At 58.4% G+C, this 22,829-nt stretch carries 23 protein-coding genes and 2 pseudogenes; 13 read left to right on the top strand and 12 right to left on the bottom strand.

Annotation, left to right across the window (positions count from 1 at the left end; translation table 11 throughout):
- Positions 1-93 precede the first annotated feature (93 nt).
- From NKH42_RS23380 to NKH42_RS23335, 10 genes are all read right to left on the bottom strand, one after another.
- A complete protein-coding gene (locus NKH42_RS23380) occupies positions 94-687 on the bottom strand; it encodes a hypothetical protein (protein ID WP_352753125.1) in 594 nt (197 codons plus the stop codon).
- Entirely contained in the window at positions 684-1,274 is a 591-nt protein-coding gene (locus tag NKH42_RS23375) for a L,D-transpeptidase (RefSeq protein ID WP_352753123.1), read from the bottom strand. Before NKH42_RS23375 ends, NKH42_RS23380 begins: the two co-directional genes overlap by 4 nt.
- Positions 1,258-2,421 carry a CpaE/TadZ family protein gene (locus NKH42_RS23370; RefSeq protein ID WP_352753121.1) on the bottom strand — a complete coding sequence of 388 codons (1,164 nt, stop codon included), beginning with the start codon at positions 2,419-2,421 and terminating at the stop codon, positions 1,258-1,260. The genes NKH42_RS23375 and NKH42_RS23370 overlap by 17 nt, the downstream gene beginning before the upstream one ends.
- Positions 2,418-3,053, bottom strand: a complete 636-nt coding sequence (locus tag NKH42_RS23365; RefSeq protein WP_352753119.1) for a TadE/TadG family type IV pilus assembly protein — start codon at positions 3,051-3,053, stop codon at positions 2,418-2,420. Before NKH42_RS23365 ends, NKH42_RS23370 begins: the two co-directional genes overlap by 4 nt.
- Positions 3,054-3,055: 2 nt before the next feature.
- Positions 3,056-3,574 (bottom strand): TadE/TadG family type IV pilus assembly protein, encoded by a 519-nt coding sequence (locus NKH42_RS23360; RefSeq protein ID WP_352508010.1) that lies wholly within the window; start codon positions 3,572-3,574, stop codon positions 3,056-3,058.
- A gap of 14 nt (positions 3,575-3,588) precedes the next feature.
- Positions 3,589-5,073, bottom strand: coding sequence for a TadE/TadG family type IV pilus assembly protein (locus NKH42_RS23355; protein ID WP_352753118.1), 1,485 nt, complete (start codon positions 5,071-5,073; stop codon positions 3,589-3,591).
- Between the two features lie 64 nt (positions 5,074-5,137).
- The gene (locus NKH42_RS23350; RefSeq protein ID WP_352753116.1) at positions 5,138-5,404 is read right to left on the bottom strand and encodes a hypothetical protein; all 267 of its coding nucleotides are present in this window, start codon (positions 5,402-5,404) and stop codon (positions 5,138-5,140) included.
- A gap of 10 nt (positions 5,405-5,414) precedes the next feature.
- Positions 5,415-6,860, bottom strand: a complete 1,446-nt coding sequence (locus NKH42_RS23345; RefSeq protein WP_352753114.1) for a type II and III secretion system protein family protein — start codon at positions 6,858-6,860, stop codon at positions 5,415-5,417.
- Between the two features lie 55 nt (positions 6,861-6,915).
- Positions 6,916-7,953 carry a Flp pilus assembly protein CpaB gene (cpaB, locus tag NKH42_RS23340; RefSeq protein WP_352753112.1) on the bottom strand — a complete coding sequence of 346 codons (1,038 nt, stop codon included), beginning with the start codon at positions 7,951-7,953 and terminating at the stop codon, positions 6,916-6,918.
- Positions 7,954-8,037: 84 nt separating this feature from the next.
- Positions 8,038-8,211: a Flp family type IVb pilin gene (locus tag NKH42_RS23335; protein WP_352753109.1), complete on the bottom strand. Its 174-nt coding sequence runs from the start codon at positions 8,209-8,211 to the stop codon at positions 8,038-8,040.
- A gap of 541 nt (positions 8,212-8,752) precedes the next feature.
- Here NKH42_RS23335 and NKH42_RS23330 point away from each other — a divergent pair.
- The 7 genes from NKH42_RS23330 to NKH42_RS23300 all read left to right on the top strand — a co-directional run bounded on the left by NKH42_RS23330 (position 8,753) and on the right by NKH42_RS23300 (position 14,759).
- Positions 8,753-10,135 carry a TadA family conjugal transfer-associated ATPase gene (locus tag NKH42_RS23330; protein WP_352753107.1) on the top strand — a complete coding sequence of 461 codons (1,383 nt, stop codon included), beginning with the start codon at positions 8,753-8,755 and terminating at the stop codon, positions 10,133-10,135.
- Positions 10,135-11,106 (top strand): type II secretion system F family protein, encoded by a 972-nt coding sequence (locus NKH42_RS23325; protein WP_352753105.1) that lies wholly within the window; start codon positions 10,135-10,137, stop codon positions 11,104-11,106. The genes NKH42_RS23330 and NKH42_RS23325 overlap by 1 nt, the downstream gene beginning before the upstream one ends.
- A gap of 105 nt (positions 11,107-11,211) precedes the next feature.
- A complete protein-coding gene (locus NKH42_RS23320) occupies positions 11,212-12,069 on the top strand; it encodes a type II secretion system F family protein (RefSeq protein WP_352755246.1) in 858 nt (285 codons plus the stop codon).
- Between the two features lie 54 nt (positions 12,070-12,123).
- Entirely contained in the window at positions 12,124-12,675 is a 552-nt protein-coding gene (locus tag NKH42_RS23315; protein WP_502896167.1) for a tetratricopeptide repeat protein, read from the top strand.
- Between the two features lie 9 nt (positions 12,676-12,684).
- Positions 12,685-13,191 (top strand): prepilin peptidase, encoded by a 507-nt coding sequence (locus tag NKH42_RS23310; protein ID WP_352753101.1) that lies wholly within the window; start codon positions 12,685-12,687, stop codon positions 13,189-13,191.
- 121 nt (positions 13,192-13,312) lie between these two features.
- On the top strand, positions 13,313-14,110 hold the full coding sequence (locus tag NKH42_RS23305) for a sterol desaturase family protein (RefSeq protein ID WP_352755242.1): 798 nt from the start codon (positions 13,313-13,315) through the stop codon (positions 14,108-14,110).
- Between the two features lie 19 nt (positions 14,111-14,129).
- Complete coding sequence (locus NKH42_RS23300; protein ID WP_352905601.1) at positions 14,130-14,759, top strand: methyltransferase family protein; 630 nt, start codon at positions 14,130-14,132, stop codon at positions 14,757-14,759.
- A gap of 109 nt (positions 14,760-14,868) precedes the next feature.
- On the opposite strand, the gene NKH42_RS23295 is transcribed toward NKH42_RS23300, so the two are convergent.
- Entirely contained in the window at positions 14,869-15,153 is a 285-nt protein-coding gene (locus tag NKH42_RS23295; RefSeq protein ID WP_352507989.1) for a hypothetical protein, read from the bottom strand.
- Between NKH42_RS23295 and NKH42_RS23290 the strand changes: the two genes are divergently transcribed.
- Both NKH42_RS23290 and NKH42_RS23285 read left to right on the top strand, forming a co-directional pair.
- Entirely contained in the window at positions 15,152-15,841 is a 690-nt protein-coding gene (locus NKH42_RS23290) for a phosphatase PAP2 family protein (RefSeq protein ID WP_352755237.1), read from the top strand. The two genes, NKH42_RS23295 and NKH42_RS23290, sit on opposite strands and share 2 nt — an antisense overlap.
- 855 nt (positions 15,842-16,696) lie before the next feature.
- Positions 16,697-18,373: a tetratricopeptide repeat-containing sulfotransferase family protein gene (locus tag NKH42_RS23285; RefSeq protein ID WP_352755234.1), complete on the top strand. Its 1,677-nt coding sequence runs from the start codon at positions 16,697-16,699 to the stop codon at positions 18,371-18,373.
- Between the two features lie 140 nt (positions 18,374-18,513).
- Here the strand turns inward: NKH42_RS23285 and NKH42_RS23280 are convergent.
- A pseudogene (locus tag NKH42_RS23280) lies at positions 18,514-18,867 on the bottom strand (porin); the annotation flags it as partial.
- Positions 18,868-18,870: 3 nt separating this feature from the next.
- Here NKH42_RS23280 and NKH42_RS31290 point away from each other — a divergent pair.
- From NKH42_RS31290 to NKH42_RS23265, 4 genes and pseudogenes are all read left to right on the top strand, one after another.
- Positions 18,871-18,948, top strand: a pseudogene (locus tag NKH42_RS31290) (transposase); the annotation flags it as partial.
- 1,463 nt (positions 18,949-20,411) lie between these two features.
- Positions 20,412-20,558 (top strand): hypothetical protein, encoded by a 147-nt coding sequence (locus NKH42_RS23275; protein WP_352755232.1) that lies wholly within the window; start codon positions 20,412-20,414, stop codon positions 20,556-20,558.
- Positions 20,559-20,742: 184 nt separating this feature from the next.
- The gene (locus tag NKH42_RS23270) at positions 20,743-21,588 is read left to right on the top strand and encodes an ABC transporter permease (protein WP_352778840.1); all 846 of its coding nucleotides are present in this window, start codon (positions 20,743-20,745) and stop codon (positions 21,586-21,588) included.
- 3 nt (positions 21,589-21,591) lie between these two features.
- The gene (locus NKH42_RS23265; protein ID WP_352755228.1) at positions 21,592-22,824 is read left to right on the top strand and encodes an ABC transporter ATP-binding protein; all 1,233 of its coding nucleotides are present in this window, start codon (positions 21,592-21,594) and stop codon (positions 22,822-22,824) included.
- The last annotated feature ends 5 nt before the right edge of the window (positions 22,825-22,829 follow it).

Genomic DNA, 22,829 nt, shown 5'->3' with positions numbered 1-22,829 from the left:
TCGAGCGTCGATTCGTCTGTCGCGACACGCGTGACGCCAAAAGTGGCGGACGATCTTGTCTGGCAAGCATTCGCTACGCTCCCGTATCCCGCTCTAATCGATCTTGCGATAATACACCTTGCCGTCGGGCTGCTCTATGCGCCGGTAGGAGGAACTTGGGGCAGGAGGCACCGGTGCTGCGCTCCTCCTTTTGGGCGGGCGTGGTGCTTCGACGATACTGTGTTCGGTCGCTTCTTCACCATCGAGATCGCTGAGCGGCTCCGCCGTGGCGCTGGTCGTCTCAACAAGAGGCTCCGCCACGCTAGAAACGTCGTCGTGGACGACCGGTAAGTTCGGTTCAATCCGGGCAATGCTGCCGTTGATCTGGCTGAAGCTACCCTGCAGTTGATTGTCCAGTTTTTCGAACCGGCTTTGAAAGCCGTTATTGACGGTGTCGAGCCGGGCCGCAATCCGTTGCTCGAACAATCCGAGCTGTTCCAGCCTCCCTTCGACAGAGCGCAGATCGTTGATGCTGCGGAAGAGATAGGCGGCGGCTGTTAAATTTGCTCCCGTGATCAGCAAGGCGCCTGCGGCGACAACGCCGATCATCCTGGCATTGCTCGGTTTCCCAGCGACAGCTTGTTCGAATGCTTGGGTCGCCGGCCCAATGTCGATCGCCGGCATGTCCGGGTCGCTAATCATCGTCATTGGACCACCACCTTTGCACCGACCGAAACGCGCTTGAAAAGATCGATCACATCGGTGTTGGTAAGACGAAAGCATCCCGATGTGCCGTCGAAGCCAACCCCTGAAGGGTCGTTGGTGCCGTGTATGCGATAAAGCGTGTCGTGTCCGTCTCGGGATAAGTAGAGCGCCCGTGCGCCGAGCGGATTGTAGGGACCGGCCGGCACCATATCCGGCAGCTCCGGCTGGCGCGCGCGCATTTCTCTCGGTGGGCGCCATTCCGGCCATTCGGTTTTCGCCCCCACTTCAACGGTGCCGGTCCAGCCAAATCCGTCACGCCCGACGCTGATCTGGTAGCGCAGCGCCTCACCCTCTCGGGTCACAAGATAGAGCGCCTTCTCCTGCTTGCGGACAATGATCGTGCCCGGCTGTTCCGCGGTTTGGAAAACAACGAACTTGCGCAGGCTGGCGCCCATGGCTGGCAGCGGCGGCTGGTCCGATAGCGCGGAGCGGGCATCGGCGCAGTCCCAGGCCGATGCCCCCAATGCCAGGCCCATGATGCAGGCGCCCGCAAGCGTTGGAACGAAGCGATATCTATCGGGCAGTGTCATCGAGCCGCTCTTTGAACATCCGCTTCAAATCCTTGTTGAAGCGTGCCCGCCCGTCCACTTCGGAAGGCATGATGGCTCGGTTCAGCGCATCGGTCAGCAGCGCATTGTCCAGGGCAACCGATTTGATGTGCGGTGCCTTGAATATCTTTTCGAGTTCGCTGCGCGAAAAGTGGTTGCCGAACCATTTGCGCCTGTGCTTGTTGGCGACCAGCGTGATGTTCACCGAATTGCCGCGCAAATCGCGGATCTTCTTGTAGAGCCGCTTGCCCTGCCGCAGCGAGGCGACGTTGAGCTCGAACACGATGAAGATCGCGTCGCTCGTGGAAAGCACAGGATTCTGCCAGGGAGTTTCGATGTTGGGCAGGTCGATGACGATGTCATCGAAGCGATAGGCGACGAGGTCCAGCAGCCGGAACACGAAATCCGCGCCCTGCGGCTCGAATGGCAGTTGCGGCCTTTCGAAGGCGTACAGCGTCAGGCCGGACGGGCGCGAGAGCTTGATAACGTCCATCAGTTCGACATCGAGCCTTTCCGGCTGGCCGATGATGCCGGCAAGGTCGAACTGGTTGAAGAGGTTGAGATAGGCGCCACAATTGGCACTTTGGAAATCGAGGTCGACGAGGCAGGTTGAAGCTGCACGTTCGGTGGATTTTGAGGCCAGGAAGTCCGCGGCCGACAAAGCGAGCGTCGTGGCGCCGGCCCCGCCGCTAGCGCTGATGAAGGTGATGATGCGGCTCTTGGTGCCCTGGTTGCCGGTGTCGTGGAAGGTGACCGCATTCAGAAGCTCCTTGGCATCGACGGGTTTGTGCAGCCAGTCCGAGGCGTTCATCCGCACCAGGATGCGCGTCTGTTCAGAGGTCAGCTCGTCTGAAACCGCAATCAGCGGCACGGCCGCCCACAGGGCGCGCCCCTCGACAATGCCGGGCTTGCCAAGCAGCTCGCCATTGGCAAGGTCGAGGATTACGATGCCCGGCCGCGTGTCGGGGGTCGGGCCTTTGAGAAAGTCATCCGTTTCGGAAATCCGGACGTCATAAATAGCCAGCGCGTCGAGCCGCGTCGCCACCTCGTGCTTGAACTGTGAATCCGACGAGAACAGGGCGACCTGCTTTCGTTTGGTTGGGAGAACCTTGGTGTTGATGGCGTTCATGGTGATGTGCTCTTCAGGTCTTCGCCCGTAACCGTGCTTAGCATGGACGGCATGGTGACGTTGGCAAAGCCCATCAGCCCTTGCAGAAAGAAGAACTGAAAGGTCACGTTTTGAAGACTTACGGTGATTGTTGGCACCGGTCCCCCCGGCCGGGTCTGATAGCCCAAGCCAGTGGCGCTGTAGGTGACCACCACATTGTCGCGGCGCAAGCGCGGAAAGAAATGGCACATCCCGGGCCGTTGATTTGCTGCAAGTGGGGGACAGGCATCATCGTTGGTGTTTGCCGTGTCCCCGCGAAAGACACGGCTGAAGTTGGCGGCATTGAATGTGCCGCCGTTGGTGCAAGCCCCTGTGCCAGCCGTATATGTGCAGACAAAGGGGCCATATGCCGCGGCAACGACTGGCGCACCCGGTGTCGTCGTCGGCGCCGCAGTCGCAAGGGCCGTCGCAATGGGGTCTGAAATCGAGGCCAGCCGGGCGCCGAGCTGGACCGCCTTGGTAGCAGCGTTCCATTGGTAGAAGGCGTGAGCGAAATCAACGAAACCGAGGACAAGGGCAAACAGCAGCGTCGAAACGATAGTCATTTCGACCATCGCCGCGCCGTCGTCCGATTCCGCAAAACGCTTGATCATGATCAGAACCGGATCAGCCGCTCCTCGTGAGAGCCGTTCAGCGTGATTGGGCCGATGCCGATGATCGACAGCATGCCGACCCCGCTGTACGCCAGGGTACCCGCAGCCCTGACGATACAGACCTGCGCGGTGGTTGATCGATATTGGGCGACGCCGGCGACCACAGCATCGTGGCAAGAACCGGCGGCAGCGATTGTCACCGTCACATTCGATTTCTGCCAGCCGCTGACGCGTGCACTGCCGGCTCCCGCCGCATTGCCGAACACAGCGATATTTGCAGCGATATCGGCGCAGTTGACCGCCGCAAGCCCCGCTTGTGTATACAATTGGCTGTTGCAGCGCGCGGCGAAGCGGCTTGCATCTGAAAGTCCGGCTTCCATCAAGAGTTTTTCGTGAATCAGATTGCCGAACTCGAACACGCCACCCGCCAAAATCAGCATCAGCGGCGTGATCAGCGTCATTTCGATGAGCACTGCACCGCGTTGATCGCATCGAAATCTATCGAGATGGCGCAATAGCATTCCAATCATCGCCATCACCGGTAAAGCTGAGCTTCGTCGCGGAGGAAATTGTCTAGCGTGCCCTGGCCGCCACCCCCAGTAATGTCAACCAATTCAACCATCACGGATGCGTCTTCCGATGGCGACGCAACCGGTTCAGTGAGTAAAAAGCTTGCAAAAGCTTCCACCGGCAGATCCGTGCTGTGGCCGGACAGATCGCTGCCGGCAGCCTGGAGTGCATTGCAGTTCAGGATCGCGCCGTAAATCAGCCGACGGTCAACCGTCGTGACAGGGGGTTGGCAAGCTGCCGACGGGGTTCCGATCTCTCCACCGCTCGACGCCGTGCCTACCAACCCGGCCGATATCTCGTAACGGTAGACCTGATAGCGCGTCGGCTTGGTCGTATTCCATGAGGATGGATAGGCAGCGGAGCCAAAGTTGGTGCTCCAGTAACCAGAGAAATTCCAATTTCCATCGCCCATTCGGCCGCCGAGGTATGGAGTGGTCGCGTCGCGCGGAAGGCCCATTGTTCCAGCTTCGGTGAATGAAAGTTGGTTCATGGAAGGACATTGGTTTGCGCTCCCTCGGGTCTTGATTGCCCCTTTGCGGACGTTCGCGGCTGGACCGTATTCGGCACTATTAAAATGGTTGCCGCTTGCCGCAATGCCGAAACGAACATTGAAGGCGTCTTGCACTGGGCCGGCGTTCTGGCCAGTCTTCGTGCTAACGCTAGCGGAGCTGTAGCAACCAATCGGCCTTGATGTTGCAATCGTTTGCGCGAGAGCTTGAGCACCGTTCCCCACACCGGCCGGAGGTTCGAGGAAGCCGAAGTTACCAGGACCAGCGGCAGCCCCGTTTCCGACCTTCCTCAGTTCGATCAGTCGACGATGTACAGCCGGATTTGCGATGGCTTGCTCAAGTGTGTATCCGCCCGCTGCATTCGTCCCATTCACCGTCTCGTAGGGGTTGCACATAAAGACCGGGTTGAAATCGCAGACGCCGGAGGTGAAGCCCGCCACAGCGACTGCGCCGACATTGAAACTGTTGCTGGCGCCGGATGACAAGAAGGAAGCCGGGAAGATTGCGGCAAACCCGACCGGGGTTACAGTGACTTCAACAAAACGGGCAAGTTTGGCGTCATTCAGCTCGTCGGTGATCACATTGACGGGGACAATCGGGAGATTGTCGGTGGCCGGCAACGAGCGAAGATAACGGCGTGTTACTCCGGCGGAAGCGAGCGTTTGAGGAGGCCCGGCGGTCGAGAAGGTGTATCGATTGCTTACCAGCGTAGCGATCGCCCTGTCAGCACGGCTGATAGAGTCCGACGTCCCATCCAGCTCAGCCGCGCCTGCCAGCGCAAACGCATCAGCCCCCTTCTGCAGATCGTTGTGCAGATTGTTGACCCGGCTCATGTCGATCGCCAGCAGGGAAAATCCGATGATCGCCGGCAGCATGATGCTGACCAGTATCAGCGCTATTCCCCTCTGATCATGCCAGAACGCGCGAACAATACGCAGCATGGCCTTGCTCTTTTGCTCTTTGGCGCCAGGATCCCTCGTTTACCTGACGCGCTGATCCTTCCGTTCAATCCGCTGTGTCTTTCGGCGTCCCGACATTGACCGTTATCGCTGGCGGCGGCGGCGGTGGCGGTGGGAACTTGTAACTCTGGGCAAGAGCAGCAGCGCGCGCGCCATCCCCTTCAATAGCGGTCTTTTTCGACGCCGGATTGAGCGGGTCGACCGTCTGCAGAAGCGAATTGTATTTCTGGGTGTCGCCCGCGGCCAATGTCACCGTGTCGTAGCGGTTCAGATAGTCGGCGCAGCCCGTCAGCCCGCTGGCGCACAAAAGCATGATCAACACCCTATTTCTTGACATAGATCATCTTGTCCTTGGATTTCACGTCGAGCATGTGGCCATAGGGGCCGACGACGCCTTCGCCTACTTCATATTTGCGCACCATGTCCTTGGTTACTTCCAGTTGGCCAAGCACGAAGAATTCCGGGTCGTTGGCCGGCCGTGTCTTGTCGAGTGGGGTCGCCAGTTGCTCGCCGGGCTTCACTGGGCGAACAATATGCGGGGTGACGATGACGACCAGTTCGGTCTCTTCCTTCTGATTGCTTGAATTGTGGAACAGCGCGCCGACAATCGGCACTTGGCCGAGCCATGGCACCTGCCTCTGGATCTTGGTATTCTTGCTGGACAAGAGTCCGCCGACGGCGAAACTCTGGCCGTCGCGCAACTCGACGACGGTCGCCAGCTTGCGGGTGGTGAAGATCGGGTCGCCGGCCGGCGTGAAGCCGTTCAGGTCGCTTACCTCCGGCGCGAGCTTGATATGGATCTTGTCGTCGTTGAGCACGATAGGCGTGAACTGCAGATTCACGCCGAACTGCTTGTACACAATGTTGATCTGGCCATCGCTGTCGAGGCTGCGGATGGGTACTTCGCCGCCGGCGTTGAAGCTGGCCGGCTCGCCGGAAAGTGTGGTGAGATTGGGTTCGGCCAACATGCGCACGACACCCTTTGCCTCAAGCGCCTCGATGATCAGATCGACCTTGATGTTGCTGTCGATGACGCGAGTGATCAGCGCCGCGAATGGATTGGTGTTCGACAGCAGGCCACTGAGCAGATCGCCCGGTCCGAGCACCACGTTGTCTTCGTCGACGGCGGCAATGCCCGTTCCAGTTCGGGTCGTTCCGCTGTTGTTCGTGCTCCTGATCGACACACCAAGATCGCGACCGGCATTGCGCTTGGCCTCGAGCACGCGCACTTCCAGATTTACTTGCTGGCTGTCATCAACGGTAACGGCATTGATAATCGCGTCGGGACCGTATTGCTGGGCCACTTCCAGGATCGACGCCAGCGTGGCGCCGTCCTTCACATGCCCGCCAAGCCGGACCTTGCCATTGACCGAGCCGATATCGATCCGCGATCTGGGCGCTACCTGCCGAATTGCCTGGGCCATATCATTGACGTCGACGCCGACCTCGATCTGGATTACGCCAAGCGAGCGCTTGTCTTCGGAAAAGAGATTGACGGTGGTGGTACCGGCGCCCTTGGCAATGACATAGAGCGTCTTGTCGGTCATCGGCTGGGCATCTGCGATCTTCTCGTCGGCGACGACTATATCGCCAAGAGTGGCATTCACCTCAATCGTCAGCGATTGCGACATGGGCAGGAAGACACGATGGACCCTGGGGTTCGACACGTCGATACGGCGATCGGCTGCCGTAGCCTCAAGGCCGATCGGCAGAAATATCACCGAACAAGCCAGCGCGGCAGCTGCCAGTGTTTCCCGAACCGTTCGCATCTACCTTCCCCCCTTTGGCGGCTCTACGGACGCTCTTCATCGCAATATACCAGAGTTATCTTTGTCGCGGTACGTCATATCTTTCGAGCTTCACCCCTCGAAAGACTCCGATCGTTGCACGGGAAGACGGCTCCGGCTGCACATATTTGATCACTTCCTTAACGGCCGCTTGCACTTCGGGTGCCGAGGCCACGGCCGGAGCAGGCTTTGCTTTGCTCAAGTCGTCGAGCCGGCTTCCGACCCGTTCCACGGCCTCAGTCAGGCCATTGAGCCTGTCGTCCGCGCGTTTGCGCTCGGCTGCCGCTGCAGCATCGGCGGTCGCCTGCCTGGCGAGTTCGGCCTGCCTGGCTGCGACCTCGGCCGGCGTTTCGCCGGTCAGGTCGGAAAGCGTAATGCGTTGGGTGATCTCGTCTTTGCCGGCGGCTGCCTGGCGAAGCGCCAGCGACAACTGGCCGGCGCCGGCGGCCAGCGTCAGTTTTTGGGCGTCTTTGGTGCTAGCCTCGACGGTCACCGATTTCACCACCGTCGGGCTGTCCGTGCTTTCATCGGCGACCTGGTCGACGGCGAGCACCTTCATGCTCTGCAACAGCACGTCAACGAAACTCTGGTCCGCACCTCCTGGGTTGCGCACGGTGCGCGTCAAGAGCACATCGACCCGATCACCTGGGAAGACGAATCCTGCGACCCCGAGGACATCGTTGACTCTGATGGAAACAGCTTTCATGCCTTCGCCGAGCACCGCCGACAGCGTGGCGCGCTGGCCGGGGCCGGTAATCTTGGTGGCGAGAACGGGTTCATTGGCGCCGATCGCCTGCAGCGCCTGCTTTGTGCCTTCACCAGCCAGTAAATCCTTTGTGGTCTTGAAAGCACCGGCCGGAACCGCGCCCGCCGGCCATACGATTTCACGCAGCTTGTCGGCCGACAGCGTGTCGCCGAATTTCAAAGATACGGCCGCGACCACGATGGTGTCGCGCGGCACGTCAGTCTTCGCCATAGCACTGCGTTGACTGGTCAGCCAGATATTGGCGAGAACCACTGCGAGCACGCCGAATACGCCGGCGAGAACGATCATGATGACAGTATTTGCACGCACTTTCTTTCCCCGCCAGACTCCGTTCACCCATCGCCTGGATCGACGCCGGGAGACCTCCCGGCGTCGATGATGACAATCAGGATATCACGGCAGCGCCGCCTGGAGCGTTGTCCACTGGCCGGTAACCCAGCCACCGACAAGAATGATGGTGGCGATCACTGCGACAGTGATGATGCCGAGCAGGATGGTATATTCGACCATGGCAGCGCCGTGTTCGTCGTCGCGAAACTGCCGGGTCATCGTCATGAGCTTTTTCATGCCAAATTTCTCCCTTTGGAGGTTCAAACCCTGACGAGACGAGCCAAGGATGAAATCGCATACCTGAGCATCCTCCGTCGAGTTAATCCTAGGGGCCGATAAAAAGCAGAGTCAAACAAGTTAACGGTTCTTTAACTTCTTTATACCTGTGCTGTGCCTGAAATGGTAGTAACGTTTCGAGGTTCTGTCTGCAGCAAGACGTTGAATCTGCCTGCTTTTCGCCTGTCTTTAACCATCCGTTCACAATTTCGCCGCTTCTATGGCAGAATCGAGGCGATATTAGCGGATAGGCATATTCCATTATATCCAAGGGCTTGCCGGAGCCCGAAAGGGGCCATCGTGGCCAAAAAGACGCGAGGCGGTGTTTTGGCAGCCCCTTGTATATTTGCGGCCGGACGCCTCGTTCGATTAGATGAGATGTTTTTTCAACCTGGATGTTAAATATGCAAGAAGTATTGAGTTCGGGAACGTGCTCGGTGCCTGCCGTCTTCGGGGTTAACGTTTACTACCCCCGAAGGCGAGTCCAAGGGGGTAGCGCAAAATGCTGGGCCGGTTCACCAAAGGGTCAAGCGAGCCGCGGGTCGAGCCGAAGCTCGATCCGATCGTGCCGGCAGTCCCCGCACTCTCCCGTTCTGCGGAATTCGAATCACCGGGGGATGATTTCCTTACGCTCAAGGTCGAGCTCCACCGCCACTTGATTGATCGCTTCAACCTGACGGCCCTTGAGAGTGCGTCCAAGGAGGAAATCCTGAACGAGATCCGCCCCATCGTGCGGGAATTCGTTCGTGCTCGCAACGTGCCGCTTAACGCCCGCGAACTTGACCAATTGACCAGCGACACCGCCGACGAGATGCTCGGGCTGGGTCCGATCGAGCCGTTGCTCAAGGATGATTCGATTTCCGATATTCTGATCAACACCCACAAGCGAGTCTTCATAGAGCGGCGTGGCGTCATAGAGGAGACGGCGATCCGCTTTCGCGACGAAGCCCATCTCCTACGTGTCATCAACAAGATCGTCTCGGCTATCGGCCGGCGCGTCGATGAATCGGCGCCAATGGTCGATGCGCGGCTGGAAGATGGGTCGCGAGTCAACATAGCGGTGCGGCCGATCTCGGTGGATGGCCCGCTGGTCTCGATTCGCAAGTTCTCCAAGAATCCCTATTCGCTCGAACGCCTGATGGCGTTTAATTCGATCCGCCAGCCGATGATCGACCTGTTGCGCATTGCCGTGCAGGCCCGCAAGTCGATCCTCGTTTCCGGCGGCACGGGCAGCGGCAAGACGACCCTGCTCAACGCCTTGTCGAGCTACATCCCAGCCAGGGAGCGCCTGATCACCATCGAGGACGCAGCGGAACTGCAGCTGCAGCAGCCGCATGTGGGCCGTCTCGAGACGCGTCCGCCCAATGTTGAGGGAAAGGGCGAAGTTCGCCAGCGCGAATTGCTGAAAAACGCGCTTCGCATGCGGCCGGACCGCATCATCGTCGGCGAGGTGCGCGGCGAGGAAGCCTTCGACATGCTGCAGGCTATGAACACCGGCCATGAAGGTTCAATGACCACCATTCATGCCAACACGCCCCGGGATGCAATATCGCGATTGGAACAGATGGTCGGTATGGCCGGCATGCCGATGAGCCACGATTCAATACGGGCTCAGATTGCCTCGGCCATCGACGTCATTGTGCAGACGCAACGGCTTTCCGATGGTGGAAGGCGGGTTGTTTCCATATCAGAACTCACCGGTATGGAAGGCAATGTCGTACAGGTTCAGGAACTTTACCATTTCGTCCGCCGTGATGTGACTGCGGAGGGCCAGATCGTTGGGGAATTTCGTGCGACCGGCATTCGTCCGCGCTTTGCCCAGGAAGCGGCGACGCTTGGCCATCAGTTCGCCAAGGACGCGTTCAACCCACAGGTCCCGCTCTAATGCCGACCGGCCAGACGTTGCTCTACTTTATCTATGTACTGGCGGCTGCGTCCCTCATCCTCGCGGCCGAGGCTCTGTATGTAACTTACTCCAAGCGGCGCTCAACCGTCAGCACGATCAACCGTCGGCTGAAGCGGCTCGCCGATGACGCTCCGGCCGAACAGACCTTGCAGCGATTGCTGCGAGAACGTGGGCTTACCAGCTCGGGCGATTTTCTTTTCAATGCTGTTGGCCTGAACAGGCTGTACACCCAATCCGGCGTTACCGGGAATCCGCTGTCGTTCCTCGCGACATTTACTCTCGGTGGACTGGCTCTGGCACTGGTATTTGCGTTCCTGCTGCACTTCTCCGCCGTGGTTTCGTTGATCATCTTTCTGCTCATTGGATTCGTCCTGCCGTTTCTGGTCCTCCGTCGCTCGCGCGCCAGGCGAATCCAGAAATTCGCGAAGCAATTGCCGGATGCCCTTGAGATGATCGTGCGTTCGCTGCGTGCCGGTCATCCGACTTCCGTGGCTATAAGCCTTGTCGCACGAGAGATGCCTGATCCGCTGGGCACCGAATTCGGCATTGTTTCCGACGAGATCACCTTTGGCCTCAGCCTTGAAAACGCGGTGCGAAAACTCTCGCAACGCGTCGGTTTCGAAGGTCTGCATTTGCTGTCAGTGTCGCTGTCGATTCAGGCCAAGACTGGCGGCAATCTTACCGAAATTCTGTCGAATCTCTCAGTGGTGCTGCGCGAAAGGCAGAAACTCAGGTTGAAGATTAGGGCGCTCTCGGCCGAGGGGCGAATGTCCGCGTGGATCATTTCCCTGTTTCCTCTCTTGATGCTCGCCATCCTCACGGGCCTGGCCCCCAGCTACTACGGTGATGTGTGGGACAGCCCCTTGATCATGCCAGTGTTCCTGGTTTTCGGATTCTGGGCGCTGCTCGGCGACTTCATTATGTACCGTATGGTCAATTTCGATTTTTGAGGGAGCGGAGCTTTAGAGTTGGTGACCCAGGATATAAGCCTTCTGGTGTCCATTGCCGTCTTCCTGGCGGCCGTAGCGTTTTTCCTGGTTGGCGCGCTCGTCTTCTTGCCGGCGCTGCAGACGAGGAAGCTGGTTGCGCAAAGCCTCATGGCAGAGGGCATTCCTAACCGCCGCTCGCTTTTGGGCCAGGAAGAACTGGCCAAGATTTCAGCACAGCGGCCCGTCGACGCATATTTTAGATCGATCGAAAAAGAACGCGACCAGCCCAGCGCGCTGGACGCAAAGCTCTTTCGCGCCGGCTTCTATCAGTCAAGCGCGCCAATGATCTATACTCTGTCGCGCCTTGGTGCGGTCTGTCTTGGCTTTTCCGTGACGTTTGCGCTCCTGTCGCGGATATTGCCACCCGGACTTCCCGGTCTTGTCACCTTTGCAGGCTCTGCCCTGCTTGGGCTGGGATGCATCGTCATTCCGAGCATTGCTCTCGATCGATTCGAAAAGGGACAAAAGCAGGTTTATCGTCGCGGCTTTCCGGATTTCATGGACATGATGATCACCTGCGCCGATGCCGGCATGAGCCTCGAGGCGGCTGTCGAGCGTGTCGGCAGCGAACTGGCTGGCACCCACAGATGGCTCGGTATCCAACTCGCGATCATGAATCTTCAGTTGCGCGCGGGCAAGCCGTTGCGCGAGGCCCTGCGCGAACTATCCGACCGCGTTGGACTGGAGGAGGCGCGCGCGCTGGCTGTGCTGTTCCGTCAATCCGAAGAGCTCGGCACCAGTTTGACGGACGCCTTGCGCGTCTACAGCGACGAAATGCGGGGACAAAGAATTCTCTTCGCCGAGGAACGCGCCAACGCTTTGCCTGTCAAGATGATGATACCACTGGGGCTATGCATCTTTCCTGTTGTGATGATGGTCGTGATGCTTCCGGTGATCATTCGAATGAAGGGCATTTTCTTCTAGACCGGGATGTGCTTTGGTCAGGGGACGGGATCGGAAAGATCCCTGGGGGATAAAATGAAAAGGCCAATGTGCCTCGTTGCCGCTGCCAGTTTGCTGGTAGTCGTGCTTTCCGGATGTCAGTCGAATGCGACGGATCCAACGGGAGTCGTCCGCACTAACGAGCCGGCGAAAGTGGAGCTTACTGCCTTCGGCGATACCTTCGACGGACTGAAAACGGTCAGCGACGTCGAATATTATGCCTCCGACCAAGCCGTTGCCGAAGCCAAGAACCAGTTCCGCTCGGAAAATTATGGCAATGCGGGCGCCCTGTTCTACAAGGCAACGCAACTTGCCCCCAACGATGGTGTCGCATGGCTGGGCCTCGCCGCCTGCAGCGACCGCATCCACCGCTTCGATCTCGCCGACAGGGCTTATGGCCAGGCCTTCCGGCTGATTGGGCCTACGCCCGAATATTACAATAACGTCGGCTATTCCTATCTGCTGCGCGGCAAGCTGCAGGACGCGCGCAGCAATTTCCTTAAAGCGTACGAACTGGCTCCCAACGATCCGACCGTCGCCAACAATTTGCGACTCCTGTCGTCCAGCGTGAAGAACCTCGAACGGTAAGGCGCTAGCATGTTGCTTGCCGGAGCGCTGCTGATGAAAGGGCTGGCGGTTTCTTTGCTGGCAAGGGTTGCATGGCTCGACTTCACCACCCAAAAAATATCTAACCGCGACGTGCTGCTGCTTTTGTGCCTTGGGCTGGGTTCGCTGCAGTTTGTGTCGATCCTCACCGGGTCGTGGTGGGACATGGGCCTGAGCGCGCTTGCCGGCCTTCTGCTGTTCGTTGCGCTTTTCCCGTTCTGGGCCATCCGCAAGGTCGGCGCCGGCGATGTCAAGCTGATGGCGGTGATTTCGTTTCTGATCGGCGGCAGCGGGCTCCTGGTGTTTTCCGTGCTGTTGCTGGTCTTCGCGCTTGCGACCGCGTTAGTCGTGAAGAACCCCTTGATGCTGCCCGAAGGCGCCTTCCGCCTCTACGTTCAGCATCTGGATCGCAAAGGCGTCGTCCCTTTCGGTGTGCCGATCTCGATCGCCGCTATCTGCACGCTAGGGCTTCAGATCTATGGCAACGCACGGTTCTAGGCGGGCTCTCAGTCTGACATGTTTGGCGCGCAAACTAACTTTCAATCAACCTGTGAGAGATCATTAGCTTGCGCTCAAATTGGCGAAGTGCTTGGATTGCGTCTTGCCGGCTGGACGCCGTATGGACATTCTGAATATCAAAGCGCTCTTAATTGCGGTTCTGATCTTCGTTCCGATCGAATACCTGTTCGCTCTGCGCCCCCATCAGAAGATATTTAGGAAAGCCTTCTTCAATGATCTCGTCTATGCGCTGTTTAATGGCATCCCGATAAGCCTTGGCCTGATCGCGGCTATCACGGTAGCAACGAGTACGGTGGGGCGGCTGGTGCCGGCCTATGTCGGCAGCGCAGTATCATCGCAACCTGTTTGGCTCCAGGTGTCAGAGATCATTGTCATTGCGGACATTGGCTTTTACCTGGCCCACCGCACCTTCCATGCCGTTCCCTTTTTGTGGCGCTTCCATTCGATTCATCACAGCATTGAAGAACTGGACTGGTTGGCAGCGCACAGGGTTCACCCTGTTGATCAGGCTCTGACAAAGAGCGCGTCGCTCGTGCCTGTATATCTGTTGGGTTTCAGCAGCTCGGCGATCGCCCTGTTTGCACTAATTTTTCACGTCCACGGACTTTTGCTGCACGCCAACGTCAGGCTGAATATCGGCCCGCTTCGCTGGTTGATCGCGTCACCCCAGTTCCATCATTGGCACCACGCTCACGAGCGCGCCGCATACGACAAGAACTTCGCAGGTCAACTTTCATTGATCGATGCGCTCCTCGGAACGATGTACCTGCCCGGTAACGCTGTCCCGGAGCGCTATGGCGTCGACGATCCGATTCCATCAACTTACGTCGAGCAACTCGCCTATCCAGTGATCCCGAAGGGCAGAATGAATGAAGCTCCCTCCACCAAAGATACGTGATTTCATCGGGCGTGCAGCGATGACGCTTTACTTCACGATCTGTGCGACCTTGAAGGCCGCAACATTCATGGTAGCTCTTGCCCGCGCAGAATGGACAGTGGCGTGGATTATCGATCTCACTGCAGATGTCGCCGCTCTCGGCTTTCTCGTGCTCGTCGTTGTGATGACAGTGGCGCGTCTTCCGCCCCTGGGAACAGCGCAAGGAATTGAACCCCGAATCTCTGCGCTCATCGGATGCTTTGCCACCGCAACTTTGATCGCGGTCCCTCGCATCCAGGCAGCTCCGCAGATCGAGTTTGTTGCGGACCTGACCACCATAGTTGGTTTCGCTCTTTGCATCTTGTGCCTGTTCTGGCTTGGCAGATCCTTCAGCATCACCGCGCAGGCCAGGCGGCTCGTCACGGCAGGCCCTTACCAGATCGTGCGTCACCCGCTCTACGTCTGCGAAGCGATCGTCCTGCTCGGCATTCTTCTCGGCAACGCGACATGGGCGACCGTCGCAATCTGCGCGATTGCCCTGGCTTTCCAATATCGGCGGCTCGTGAACGAGGAGAGGGTCTTGCGAGCGGTGTTCCCCGAATACGAAGCCTATGGGCAGACCACGCCAAGGCTCATTCCGTCTTTATCCTCATTGTGCCGATGGCAGTGACTGTGCCCCATGCTGACCTGCAGTGTACAGATGTAAGGGCATGCCTGGTGATCTTACACGGCGGCGTTAGGAATGCTTCATTGGCTGACCGAGGCGTTGAAACTCGAAATCACTTAGTAACTATTGCCTTGGTCACAGCTCTTTTCGGGCTGATTGACATTTTTTGGTTGCCATTTTCTACAGTCGATTTTTCACCGAGGAACTGGGTTGACATAGGCAAGGTGGCCCTTGTCCTCAGCGCATCTTGGATGGCATCGGCAATTGCCCTCCATAGATTGAGATCTGATACAAGCCCAATCGCCAGCATAATCAAACATCTTTGTGGCTGCTTGAGAATCCTGGTCGTTTCCGCAGTAGCATTCATACCGCTCGCCATTTCAACCACCGTCTTCATGTACCTGGCGTCGGCCACCTCAAGGCCGCTGGCAGACCCGGTTCTAGCTTCTATCGATTCCTGCCTCGGTTTCGACTGGCGGTGGTTTCTGGCCACGACCAACCAGCCGACTACAGCATCCGTCCTGGTTTTTGCTTATCATGTGCTGGCGTTTCAAATGCCGCTCGTTTTGTTAGTCCACGCGGTGAGAAACCAACGAGAACGAGCACTGGAGTTTGTGGCTCTTCTAGCGGTTGCCTCGGTCTTCACGGGCGCACTGATGGCGTTGGCGCCAGCTGAAGGCGCTTATGCCTATTTCAAGCCGGCGCGCGGGCTATTTTCGAACTTCACCACTGATGCCGGAATGTGGCACCATCATGTGCTTATGGCGCTGCGATCAGGCGAGCCGTTTGATCTAATTATGACTAAAGGCACAGGGCTCGTCACCTTCCCGTCGTTCCACACGGCACTTGGATTGGCAGTGGTCTATGCCGCGCGGACCATCCGGCCACTTTTTGTCGTGTTGGCCCTGGTGAATGCCGCCATGATTGTGGCCACGCTGCCGGAAGGCGGTCATCATTTGATAGATGTGATCGCCGGCACAATCATCGGTATTCTCTCCATCATTGCCGTCAAGATGCCTAGCTATGCTCGCGGAAAGGCCGACCGCGTTGCGAGATCAGCCGTGGGATCGGACGCGGACCACTGAATTGGCCACGGGCCTTTGCCTTCGGCTGCCTGGCAATGACGTGGCGGCGGCGAGACACAGTGAGGAGGAGCGCCGCCCTGCGGCGGCATCTGCGCAGCTGCATGCACAGGAAGAAGAGAAGAAGATCAACATCTCCACCGTGCTCGCCGTACGCCTCCGGCGAAGGCCGCCTTGCGCGAGCATGGCACAGGCTCGCGTGGAAGGGGAGTCACTTGCTAGCTAGCGTGGGCGGGGGAAGGGTGCAAGTTTTCCGGCGTGGCCGAGCCGCGGCGATCGCTTCAGCCGACTGACCGCTTCCAACTTGTGGTGGGAACATCAATTCTCGAAGCCGGCGCTGCCCCTCATCGCCCTGCCGGGCACTTCTCCCCGTGTAGTGACGGGCTAGCGTGCGCACACATCTGATTCGAAGGGGCAATTTCTTTGATAAGCCAAGAGCCTTGAAAACGTACGTTTTCCAAGCTGTTGAGCCCGATGCTCGGCTCCAGAAATGCGACCATCACTTTGATTTCATTGGAGTTGAATCAAATGTGTGCGCACGCTAGATAGTGACGGGAGAAGGGGCGGGCCGCAGCGCTGGCTCTCTTGCAGGCCGGCGATTGGTGAGATCGCCGATCACAGCGCCCCTCTCCCGTCACTATAAGGGGAGAGGGTGCCGGCAGGCAGGTGAGGGGCGGCGCTAACGCCCGGAAAGAGTGACAGGACGATTTCAAAACCTTTTAGCGACGCATCCCGGGTTGAGCCTTCGACGGACATGGTGTTTTCGCCGTCGTACTGACTGGCCGAGAGCATCGTCGCGCTTACTTGGCGGTTCGCCCAAGGCTGGATTCTCCCGCGCCGTTTTGCTAGCGACATAGTATGAGCAACCGATTGCCGCCCGCCTGGGCAAAGCACCTCAAAACTCAACCCCCGGCTAAGGCGGCACCGCCGAAAGCTGCGCCACCCAAAGCCAAGCCGCAGGCCCGCCCGCCTCGCGCGCAGGCCGACGACATGCTGTTGAGGCAAGCGCTTGAACTTCAGAAATTGGATCAGCTACCTGAGGCCGAGGAGCTCTGTCATCGCGTTCTGGCGCGCACGCGTGAGCATCCGCTGGCATTGTACATACTTGGCACATTGGGGCTGGATTTCGATGATGAGTTGTCCATCAAATACTTGGCCCGGGCGGTCACCCAAGAGCCTAACAATCCGTACTACCGGCTCACACTTGGCGAAACCTATTTAAAGGTTGGCGATTACCTGCCCGCAATCAGGCACTTGCAACGGGCCTGCGAATTGAAGCCTGATCTTCTGGAGGCACTTTGCGGCTTGGCGCAGGCCTACGCCAAATTCGACAAGGCCGACATGGCTTTGCCCATCTATGAGAAGGCGCTGCGGATCGACCACTATCATCCGCAAGCCCGGATGGGTCTAGCGGATACGCTCGTAAGTCTCGGACGGATGGACGAGGCAGCAGCTTGTTTAACGGAAAACATCGCCAGGCGTCTTAACGTGCCAGGGGCTTACAACACCCTTGTAGGCATCCGGAAATTTTCTACCGAACCGCCCGAACTCAAGTCCATCCTGGACGAACTTGCCAGCCCGGCGATGTCCGCCGACGAGCCCTATGGGCTTCATCTGGCGGCAGGCAAGGTTCTGAACGACCTTGGCCGTTACGGCGAGGCGATGGACCATTTTCTAAAGGCCAAGACATTCAGGACTTTAGATTTTGACATTGAGTCCTACCGCAGGTGGGTCGATTCCCTGATCGGGCTATTCGATGCCGGCTTGCTGGCATCCAAAGCCGGGTATGGTAACCCATCCGAAGCGCCCGTGTTTGTCCTCGGGATGCCGCGCTCGGGTACAACACTGACCGAGCAAATCTGCTCGAGCCATCCTTACGTTCACGGGGCCGGAGAGCTTACGAAACTGGGGCGAATCGCGGCCTCCATTGGCCTGAAGGGGGAGCCGGGACAAACCTTTGGATGGACAGTCAAGTCGATGACGATCCAGCAATCGCATGCGTTGGCTGAGGAATATCTATCCAACTTGCGTCTCTATTCGCCTACCGCACCACGCATTATCGACAAACTGCCTCATAATTTCGAGCTTATCGGTCTGATCGCCATCCTCTTCCCGAACGCGCGTTTTATTCACTGCAAGCGCGACGCGATCGACAATTGTCTTTCCTGCTTCTTTTCCGACCTAAAAAAGGGCCTTGATTACAGTTACGACCTTGGGACTCTTGGACTGGCTTATCGTGAGTATGAGCGGCTTATGCGCCATTGGCACTCGATCTTGCCCGGGCGAATTTTTGAGAATCGCTACGAAGAGCTGATATCTGACCAGGAAGGGCAATCGCGTCGCTTGATAGATCACCTTGGCTTGACCTGGGATGATGCCTGTCTTCGCTTTTTCGATAAGGCTGGGTCGGTCAGAACTATCAGTCGCTGGCAAGTCCGGCAACCGATCTATAAATCGTCGGTCAAGCGCTGGAAAAACTATGAAAATAGGATCCAGCCACTGATCGATGCCTTGGGTGATCTTGCCGTACTTTGAACAGGATTGGCGACTGACCACAAATCCTGATGACGAAGCCGTCGACGTTCCTCGTGCGACCTTGATCAGATAATCGCGTCACGTATACGAAAAAACCCGGCGGTTGCCCGCCGGGGTCGATTTCAGTCAGATGCTGCCGATTAGAAGTCGCGCTGGAAGCGGAGGATACCGCCGACGCTGTTCTTCTTGTCGGCGCCGACCCAGTTGCCGTAGATGGTCGGAGTGTCGAAGTTGCCGTAGTGGTTGTAGTCAACTTCGGCCGTGATCGTGAAGCCAGGAACAGCGGTATAGGCGACGTTCGCAGCCACACCGTAGTTCTTGTCGTCGTCACCAGACACCTGCAGATTAAACGCGGTCTTCTCGTTGAACTTGTAGGTGCCGCCGGCCCACCAAGCCCAGTTGCCGCCCCACTGCTTGTAGAAGCCACGACCGTTGGCGTCGATGCCCCCGCCGATGGGATGGACATCATTAAGGTCGCCATCGTTGCCATAGCCGAACTGCTCGCCGGCCAGAGGCTCGGAATCACCGAAGTCGCCGACGGCATTTGGCTCGTCTCCTTCATGCACTACGATCTCCGGATATATCGAAATGCTTGCGTGCAACAACTCGGCGCGTTGTGGGAACAGGCTCTGCGCGATGCGCTCACTCGGAGCGTCCGCAGACCCAGCGACGTAGGATTCTATGGTGGAGCTCCCTTAGCCATGCCTGGGGTCCCAAGCATACTGCTGTTTGTAGAATTTGTCTGCGGCGCCGCGGTCGGAATGGCCTGGGTCGCTGGGTGCCAAGTTTTTGTCTTGGCAGGACAGCCGACTGCTTGTTGGCGGCAGCGGCGGCTTGCTCTTTGTGTGGCCCTCCGCGCGCATTCCGGGGGTTGGGCGCCTCATCCGCCACCACGCCGACGGCCTGACGCCGACCATGTTAATCGGAGCCGGAATAGCAGGGCTGCTGGGAGGTCTTGTCCTGATTCTGCTGGCCGGTTTCGTCGAGTCACTCATAAGAGGTTGACAACAGCTCCGAATGAAGAAGATGCTTGGCGCGCACAGATACTTTCCGGCTATCCATCGGCCGCGCTGAAGATTGCTCGGTAACTGAAATATATAGACTTTGTCCTACCTGGGCGCGGGCGCAGCGTCGTACGTGATGGAGCGATCCTGCCCTTTGACGCTTTGACGGTGGCTGGCGCGCGAAATAGATCCCGCGTCGCATCAAGACAATCCCGCCGGCGCGTGCCACCGCCGACTGACGAAAACTCTCCGACGCGCGTCGACGTCTACCCAGAGTGTGGCTGGTGGTAGCGGTTGCTCACGCAACTGCTTGATCTTGATTGATTAGGTGCTAGCGGAGAGCGCTACATCGCGAGACCCACTATCGAAGAGGTCATCTGCTATCGGAGGCGCACGTAGCCTAGACTCCTAGGCTAGAGCGGTTCGCGTTTTGGCTGAATCCAGATTCCCAAGATTGAGCAAATCAAATTCGATGTCCCGGCCGTGGAGGTCGTGACTGATGGCGAAGCCTATTCGTAGATCTGCGGCAGGGGGCGATGGCACGCCTTGAAGCGGGCGAGACGAGCTATGAGGTGGCGGCGGCACAGCGCCGGTTGTGAGATGACAAAGCGATCTTGTGTGCGTTCGACCATGGCGGGCTGCACCAAACCTCGGCCTGACTTGACGAGATTACACCTCCTGGTGCTTATCGTTTGTGCCGACGCCTTCTGCTTCGATGTCGCGGAAATCGCATCGACAGCGCCCCTTCCGCAGTATTCTCCGAGCCACCCAATCCGGTTGATCCGGCGCAACTCTCCTGGCTACTGTCCTCGATGTTCATTGGGGCCCCACGGGATGGGTCGCCGATCGTTACGGGCGAAAGTTGGTGCTCTCTGGCGTGTTGCTGTTCCTCACTGTGGTCTCGCTCCTTGCCGCGTTTAGCCGAGACATCCAATCCTTTACAGTGCTGCGTGGCATTCGGGCATCGCTCTTGGGGCCTTCCACCTCTGGTCATTTCCTACCTGACGGAAATCCTGCCGCCCAGACGCCGTGGCATGCTGATCCTTCTCGTCGGCACCACCGCCGCCCTTGGCCCCCACTGCTACATCTTCATCGCCCGCTGGCTTGCGCCGCTCCAGCCATTTGGGCTCGACGCGTGGCGCTGGGCGTTTTGCCTCGGCAGTTTCGGCGCAGGGTCTTAGGGCTCCTGTTTCTGATCCGGAATCACCGCGGTGGCTATTCTCGCAGAGCCGGCTGGCGGAGGCTGAAAAGATAGTCCAGGCATTCGAGCGTTCCCCGAGAATAGACTTCGGAGAAAGTCCTGATTGCACTGCGCGGAAATGTAGGCCTCAATGGGGCCGTCAAGGGAGGGCGGACGCCATCATAGTGTCGGTACGGACAGACCCGCAACCTTTAGCTGTTGAGACAGTGATCGATCCGTCCCGCAAGCGGCGGCTGATCGACCTTTCCGAACTTTGGCGATATCGGGAAGTTGTGTTCTTCCTGGCCTGGCGCGACTTCAAGGTCAAATACCGCCAGACTTATCTGGGTGTGCTCTGGGCAATGCTGCAGCCGCTCGTTGCCATGTCGGTCTTCAGCGTCTTGTTTGGCCGACTCGTGGGCATCTCATCAAACGGAGCGCCATACCCGCTGTTTGTCCTGTGTGGGCTCGTGCCGTGGAATTTTTTTTCGCGAGCGGTTGGCAGCATGACGGGCAGCCTTGTCGGCAACCAGGAACTTGTGAAGCGCGTCTATTTTCCGCGTCTGATCATTCCCATATCCGCTATGGCCACGTGCCTGACCGATATGATCGTCGGCCTCACTCTTTTGTTCGCGGCGCTGCTGGCATTCGGAATCTGGCCGGCACCGCAGGTGATCTTCCTGCCACTGTTCGTGCTCGTCATGGCTGCGTCGGCGACGGGGCTGGGAGTGGCACTATCTGCGATCAATGTCCGCTTTCGCGATGTGGGATATCTCGTGCCGTTCAGCCTTCAGATAGTTCTGTTCATGACTCCGGTTGTCTATCCGGGCAATCTCGTGCCGCACTTTTGGCGGCCGCTCTACAGCCTGAACCCTATGGTGGGGATAGTCGAAGCCATGCGCTGGAGCGTACTGGGCACGCCCGCCGATTGGGTCATGATCTCGATATCGACTCTCTCCTCGCTGGCCCTTCTCGTTGCCGGACTGGCTATTTTCTCAAAGTCCGAACGCGCGTTTCCGGACCTGATCTGAGCAATGACCGACACAGTGATTGAAGCCACCAATCTCTCCAAGGCCTACAGACTGGGGGTGGCGAACAATAGCTTCCCTACCTTGCGGGACGCGCTGGCCAGCGGCGCAAGGCGAATCCTTCACAGGAAGTCCGCTTTGGGTCGACGCAACGGTGGAGACGATCAATTCTGGGCCCTGAGGAACGTCTCCTTCCAGGTGCGCGCGGGCGAAGTCCTTGCCGTGATCGGACCCAACGGCGCGGGAAAGAGCACCATTCTCAAGATATTGGCGCAGATTGTGGAGCCGACTTCCGGTCGCGCGACGATACGCGGACGGCTGGGAGCTTTGCTGGAGGTCGGCACGGGGTTCCACGCGGAGCTGACCGGCCGCGAGAACATCTATCTCAACGGAGCGATACTCGGCATGCGCCGCGCCGAGATCAGATCCAAGCTCGATGAAATCGTCGATTTCTCCGGCATCGAGCCGTTTCTCGACACGCCTGTTAAGCGTTACTCAAGCGGCATGTACTTACGCTTGGCCTTCGCGGTTGCCGCGCATGTCGATCCCGATATTCTGGTGATCGATGAGATATTGGCCGTCGGCGATGCCGCATTCCAGAAGAAATGCATTGCCAAGGCCGAAAGCGTCGCCGAAACGGGCCGCACAGTGCTGATCGCTAGCCACCAGATGTCGGTTCTGCAGCGGCTTTGCAACCGCGCAATTTTTATCGACGGCGGGACGATCCTGGCCGACGGCCCGACGGGCGACCTGGTCCGGAATTATCTGCAGACACTGGAAGCGCGAGCGAGCACCGATCTGAGTACACGAACGACGCGCACCGGGCGAGGCCGCCTGCGTGTCGTCGGCATCGAGGTTTTCAACAAAACGGGTCCCGTCGCGTCGGGGCAGCCGGCGGTTTTTCGGCTTCAGGTCGATGGGCCGCGCGAACTTGCACAATGCCTTATTACCATTATTGACGACCTCGGCGATCCTGTGACGTCATTCGACACGATGGAGCACTCCGAGCATGATCGTCAAGGCGAAGTCTACACGGTGCATGTAGAGAGCCTTATGCTGAGACCAGGGCGCTACAGGATTGATGTGGCGCTAGTGGCGGACGACAGAGTGGTCGAAGACCAGGTCGAGACCGCCGCCGTGTTCGATGTCATGCCCGGCTTGCTCGACAACCGACCGGTTACCGCCCAACCCGGCTTCGGCAGTGTCAGCTTTCCGCACCGATGGGTGACTAGGCGTTGACGCTT

It is taken from the genome of Mesorhizobium sp. M1142 (assembly GCF_040318565.1).
GTDB lineage: Bacteria > Pseudomonadota > Alphaproteobacteria > Rhizobiales > Rhizobiaceae > Mesorhizobium.
This window is presented reverse-complemented; position numbering and strand designations above follow the sequence as displayed.

Coding starts and splice junctions, on each gene's coding strand:
- NKH42_RS23380 (WP_352753125.1), bottom strand. CDS start 687: ATGACGATGATTAGCGACCCGGACATGCCGGCGATCGACATTGGGCCG.
- NKH42_RS23375 (WP_352753123.1), bottom strand. CDS start 1,274: ATGACACTGCCCGATAGATATCGCTTCGTTCCAACGCTTGCGGGCGCC.
- NKH42_RS23370 (WP_352753121.1), bottom strand. CDS start 2,421: ATGAACGCCATCAACACCAAGGTTCTCCCAACCAAACGAAAGCAGGTC.
- NKH42_RS23365 (WP_352753119.1), bottom strand. CDS start 3,053: ATGATCAAGCGTTTTGCGGAATCGGACGACGGCGCGGCGATGGTCGAA.
- NKH42_RS23360 (WP_352508010.1), bottom strand. CDS start 3,574: ATGCTATTGCGCCATCTCGATAGATTTCGATGCGATCAACGCGGTGCA.
- NKH42_RS23355 (WP_352753118.1), bottom strand. CDS start 5,073: ATGCTGCGTATTGTTCGCGCGTTCTGGCATGATCAGAGGGGAATAGCG.
- NKH42_RS23350 (WP_352753116.1), bottom strand. CDS start 5,404: ATGCTTTTGTGCGCCAGCGGGCTGACGGGCTGCGCCGACTATCTGAAC.
- NKH42_RS23345 (WP_352753114.1), bottom strand. CDS start 6,860: ATGCGAACGGTTCGGGAAACACTGGCAGCTGCCGCGCTGGCTTGTTCG.
- NKH42_RS23335 (WP_352753109.1), bottom strand. CDS start 8,211: ATGAAAAAGCTCATGACGATGACCCGGCAGTTTCGCGACGACGAACAC.
- NKH42_RS23330 (WP_352753107.1), top strand. CDS start 8,753: ATGCTGGGCCGGTTCACCAAAGGGTCAAGCGAGCCGCGGGTCGAGCCG.
- NKH42_RS23325 (WP_352753105.1), top strand. CDS start 10,135: ATGCCGACCGGCCAGACGTTGCTCTACTTTATCTATGTACTGGCGGCT.
- NKH42_RS23315 (WP_502896167.1), top strand. CDS start 12,124: ATGAAAAGGCCAATGTGCCTCGTTGCCGCTGCCAGTTTGCTGGTAGTC.
- NKH42_RS23310 (WP_352753101.1), top strand. CDS start 12,685: ATGTTGCTTGCCGGAGCGCTGCTGATGAAAGGGCTGGCGGTTTCTTTG.
- NKH42_RS23305 (WP_352755242.1), top strand. CDS start 13,313: ATGGACATTCTGAATATCAAAGCGCTCTTAATTGCGGTTCTGATCTTC.
- NKH42_RS23300 (WP_352905601.1), top strand. CDS start 14,130: ATGACGCTTTACTTCACGATCTGTGCGACCTTGAAGGCCGCAACATTC.
- NKH42_RS23290 (WP_352755237.1), top strand. CDS start 15,152: ATGTACCTGGCGTCGGCCACCTCAAGGCCGCTGGCAGACCCGGTTCTA.
- NKH42_RS23295 (WP_352507989.1), bottom strand. CDS start 15,153: ATGAAGACGGTGGTTGAAATGGCGAGCGGTATGAATGCTACTGCGGAA.
- NKH42_RS23285 (WP_352755234.1), top strand. CDS start 16,697: ATGAGCAACCGATTGCCGCCCGCCTGGGCAAAGCACCTCAAAACTCAA.
- NKH42_RS23275 (WP_352755232.1), top strand. CDS start 20,412: ATGCTGATCCTTCTCGTCGGCACCACCGCCGCCCTTGGCCCCCACTGC.
- NKH42_RS23265 (WP_352755228.1), top strand. CDS start 21,592: ATGACCGACACAGTGATTGAAGCCACCAATCTCTCCAAGGCCTACAGA.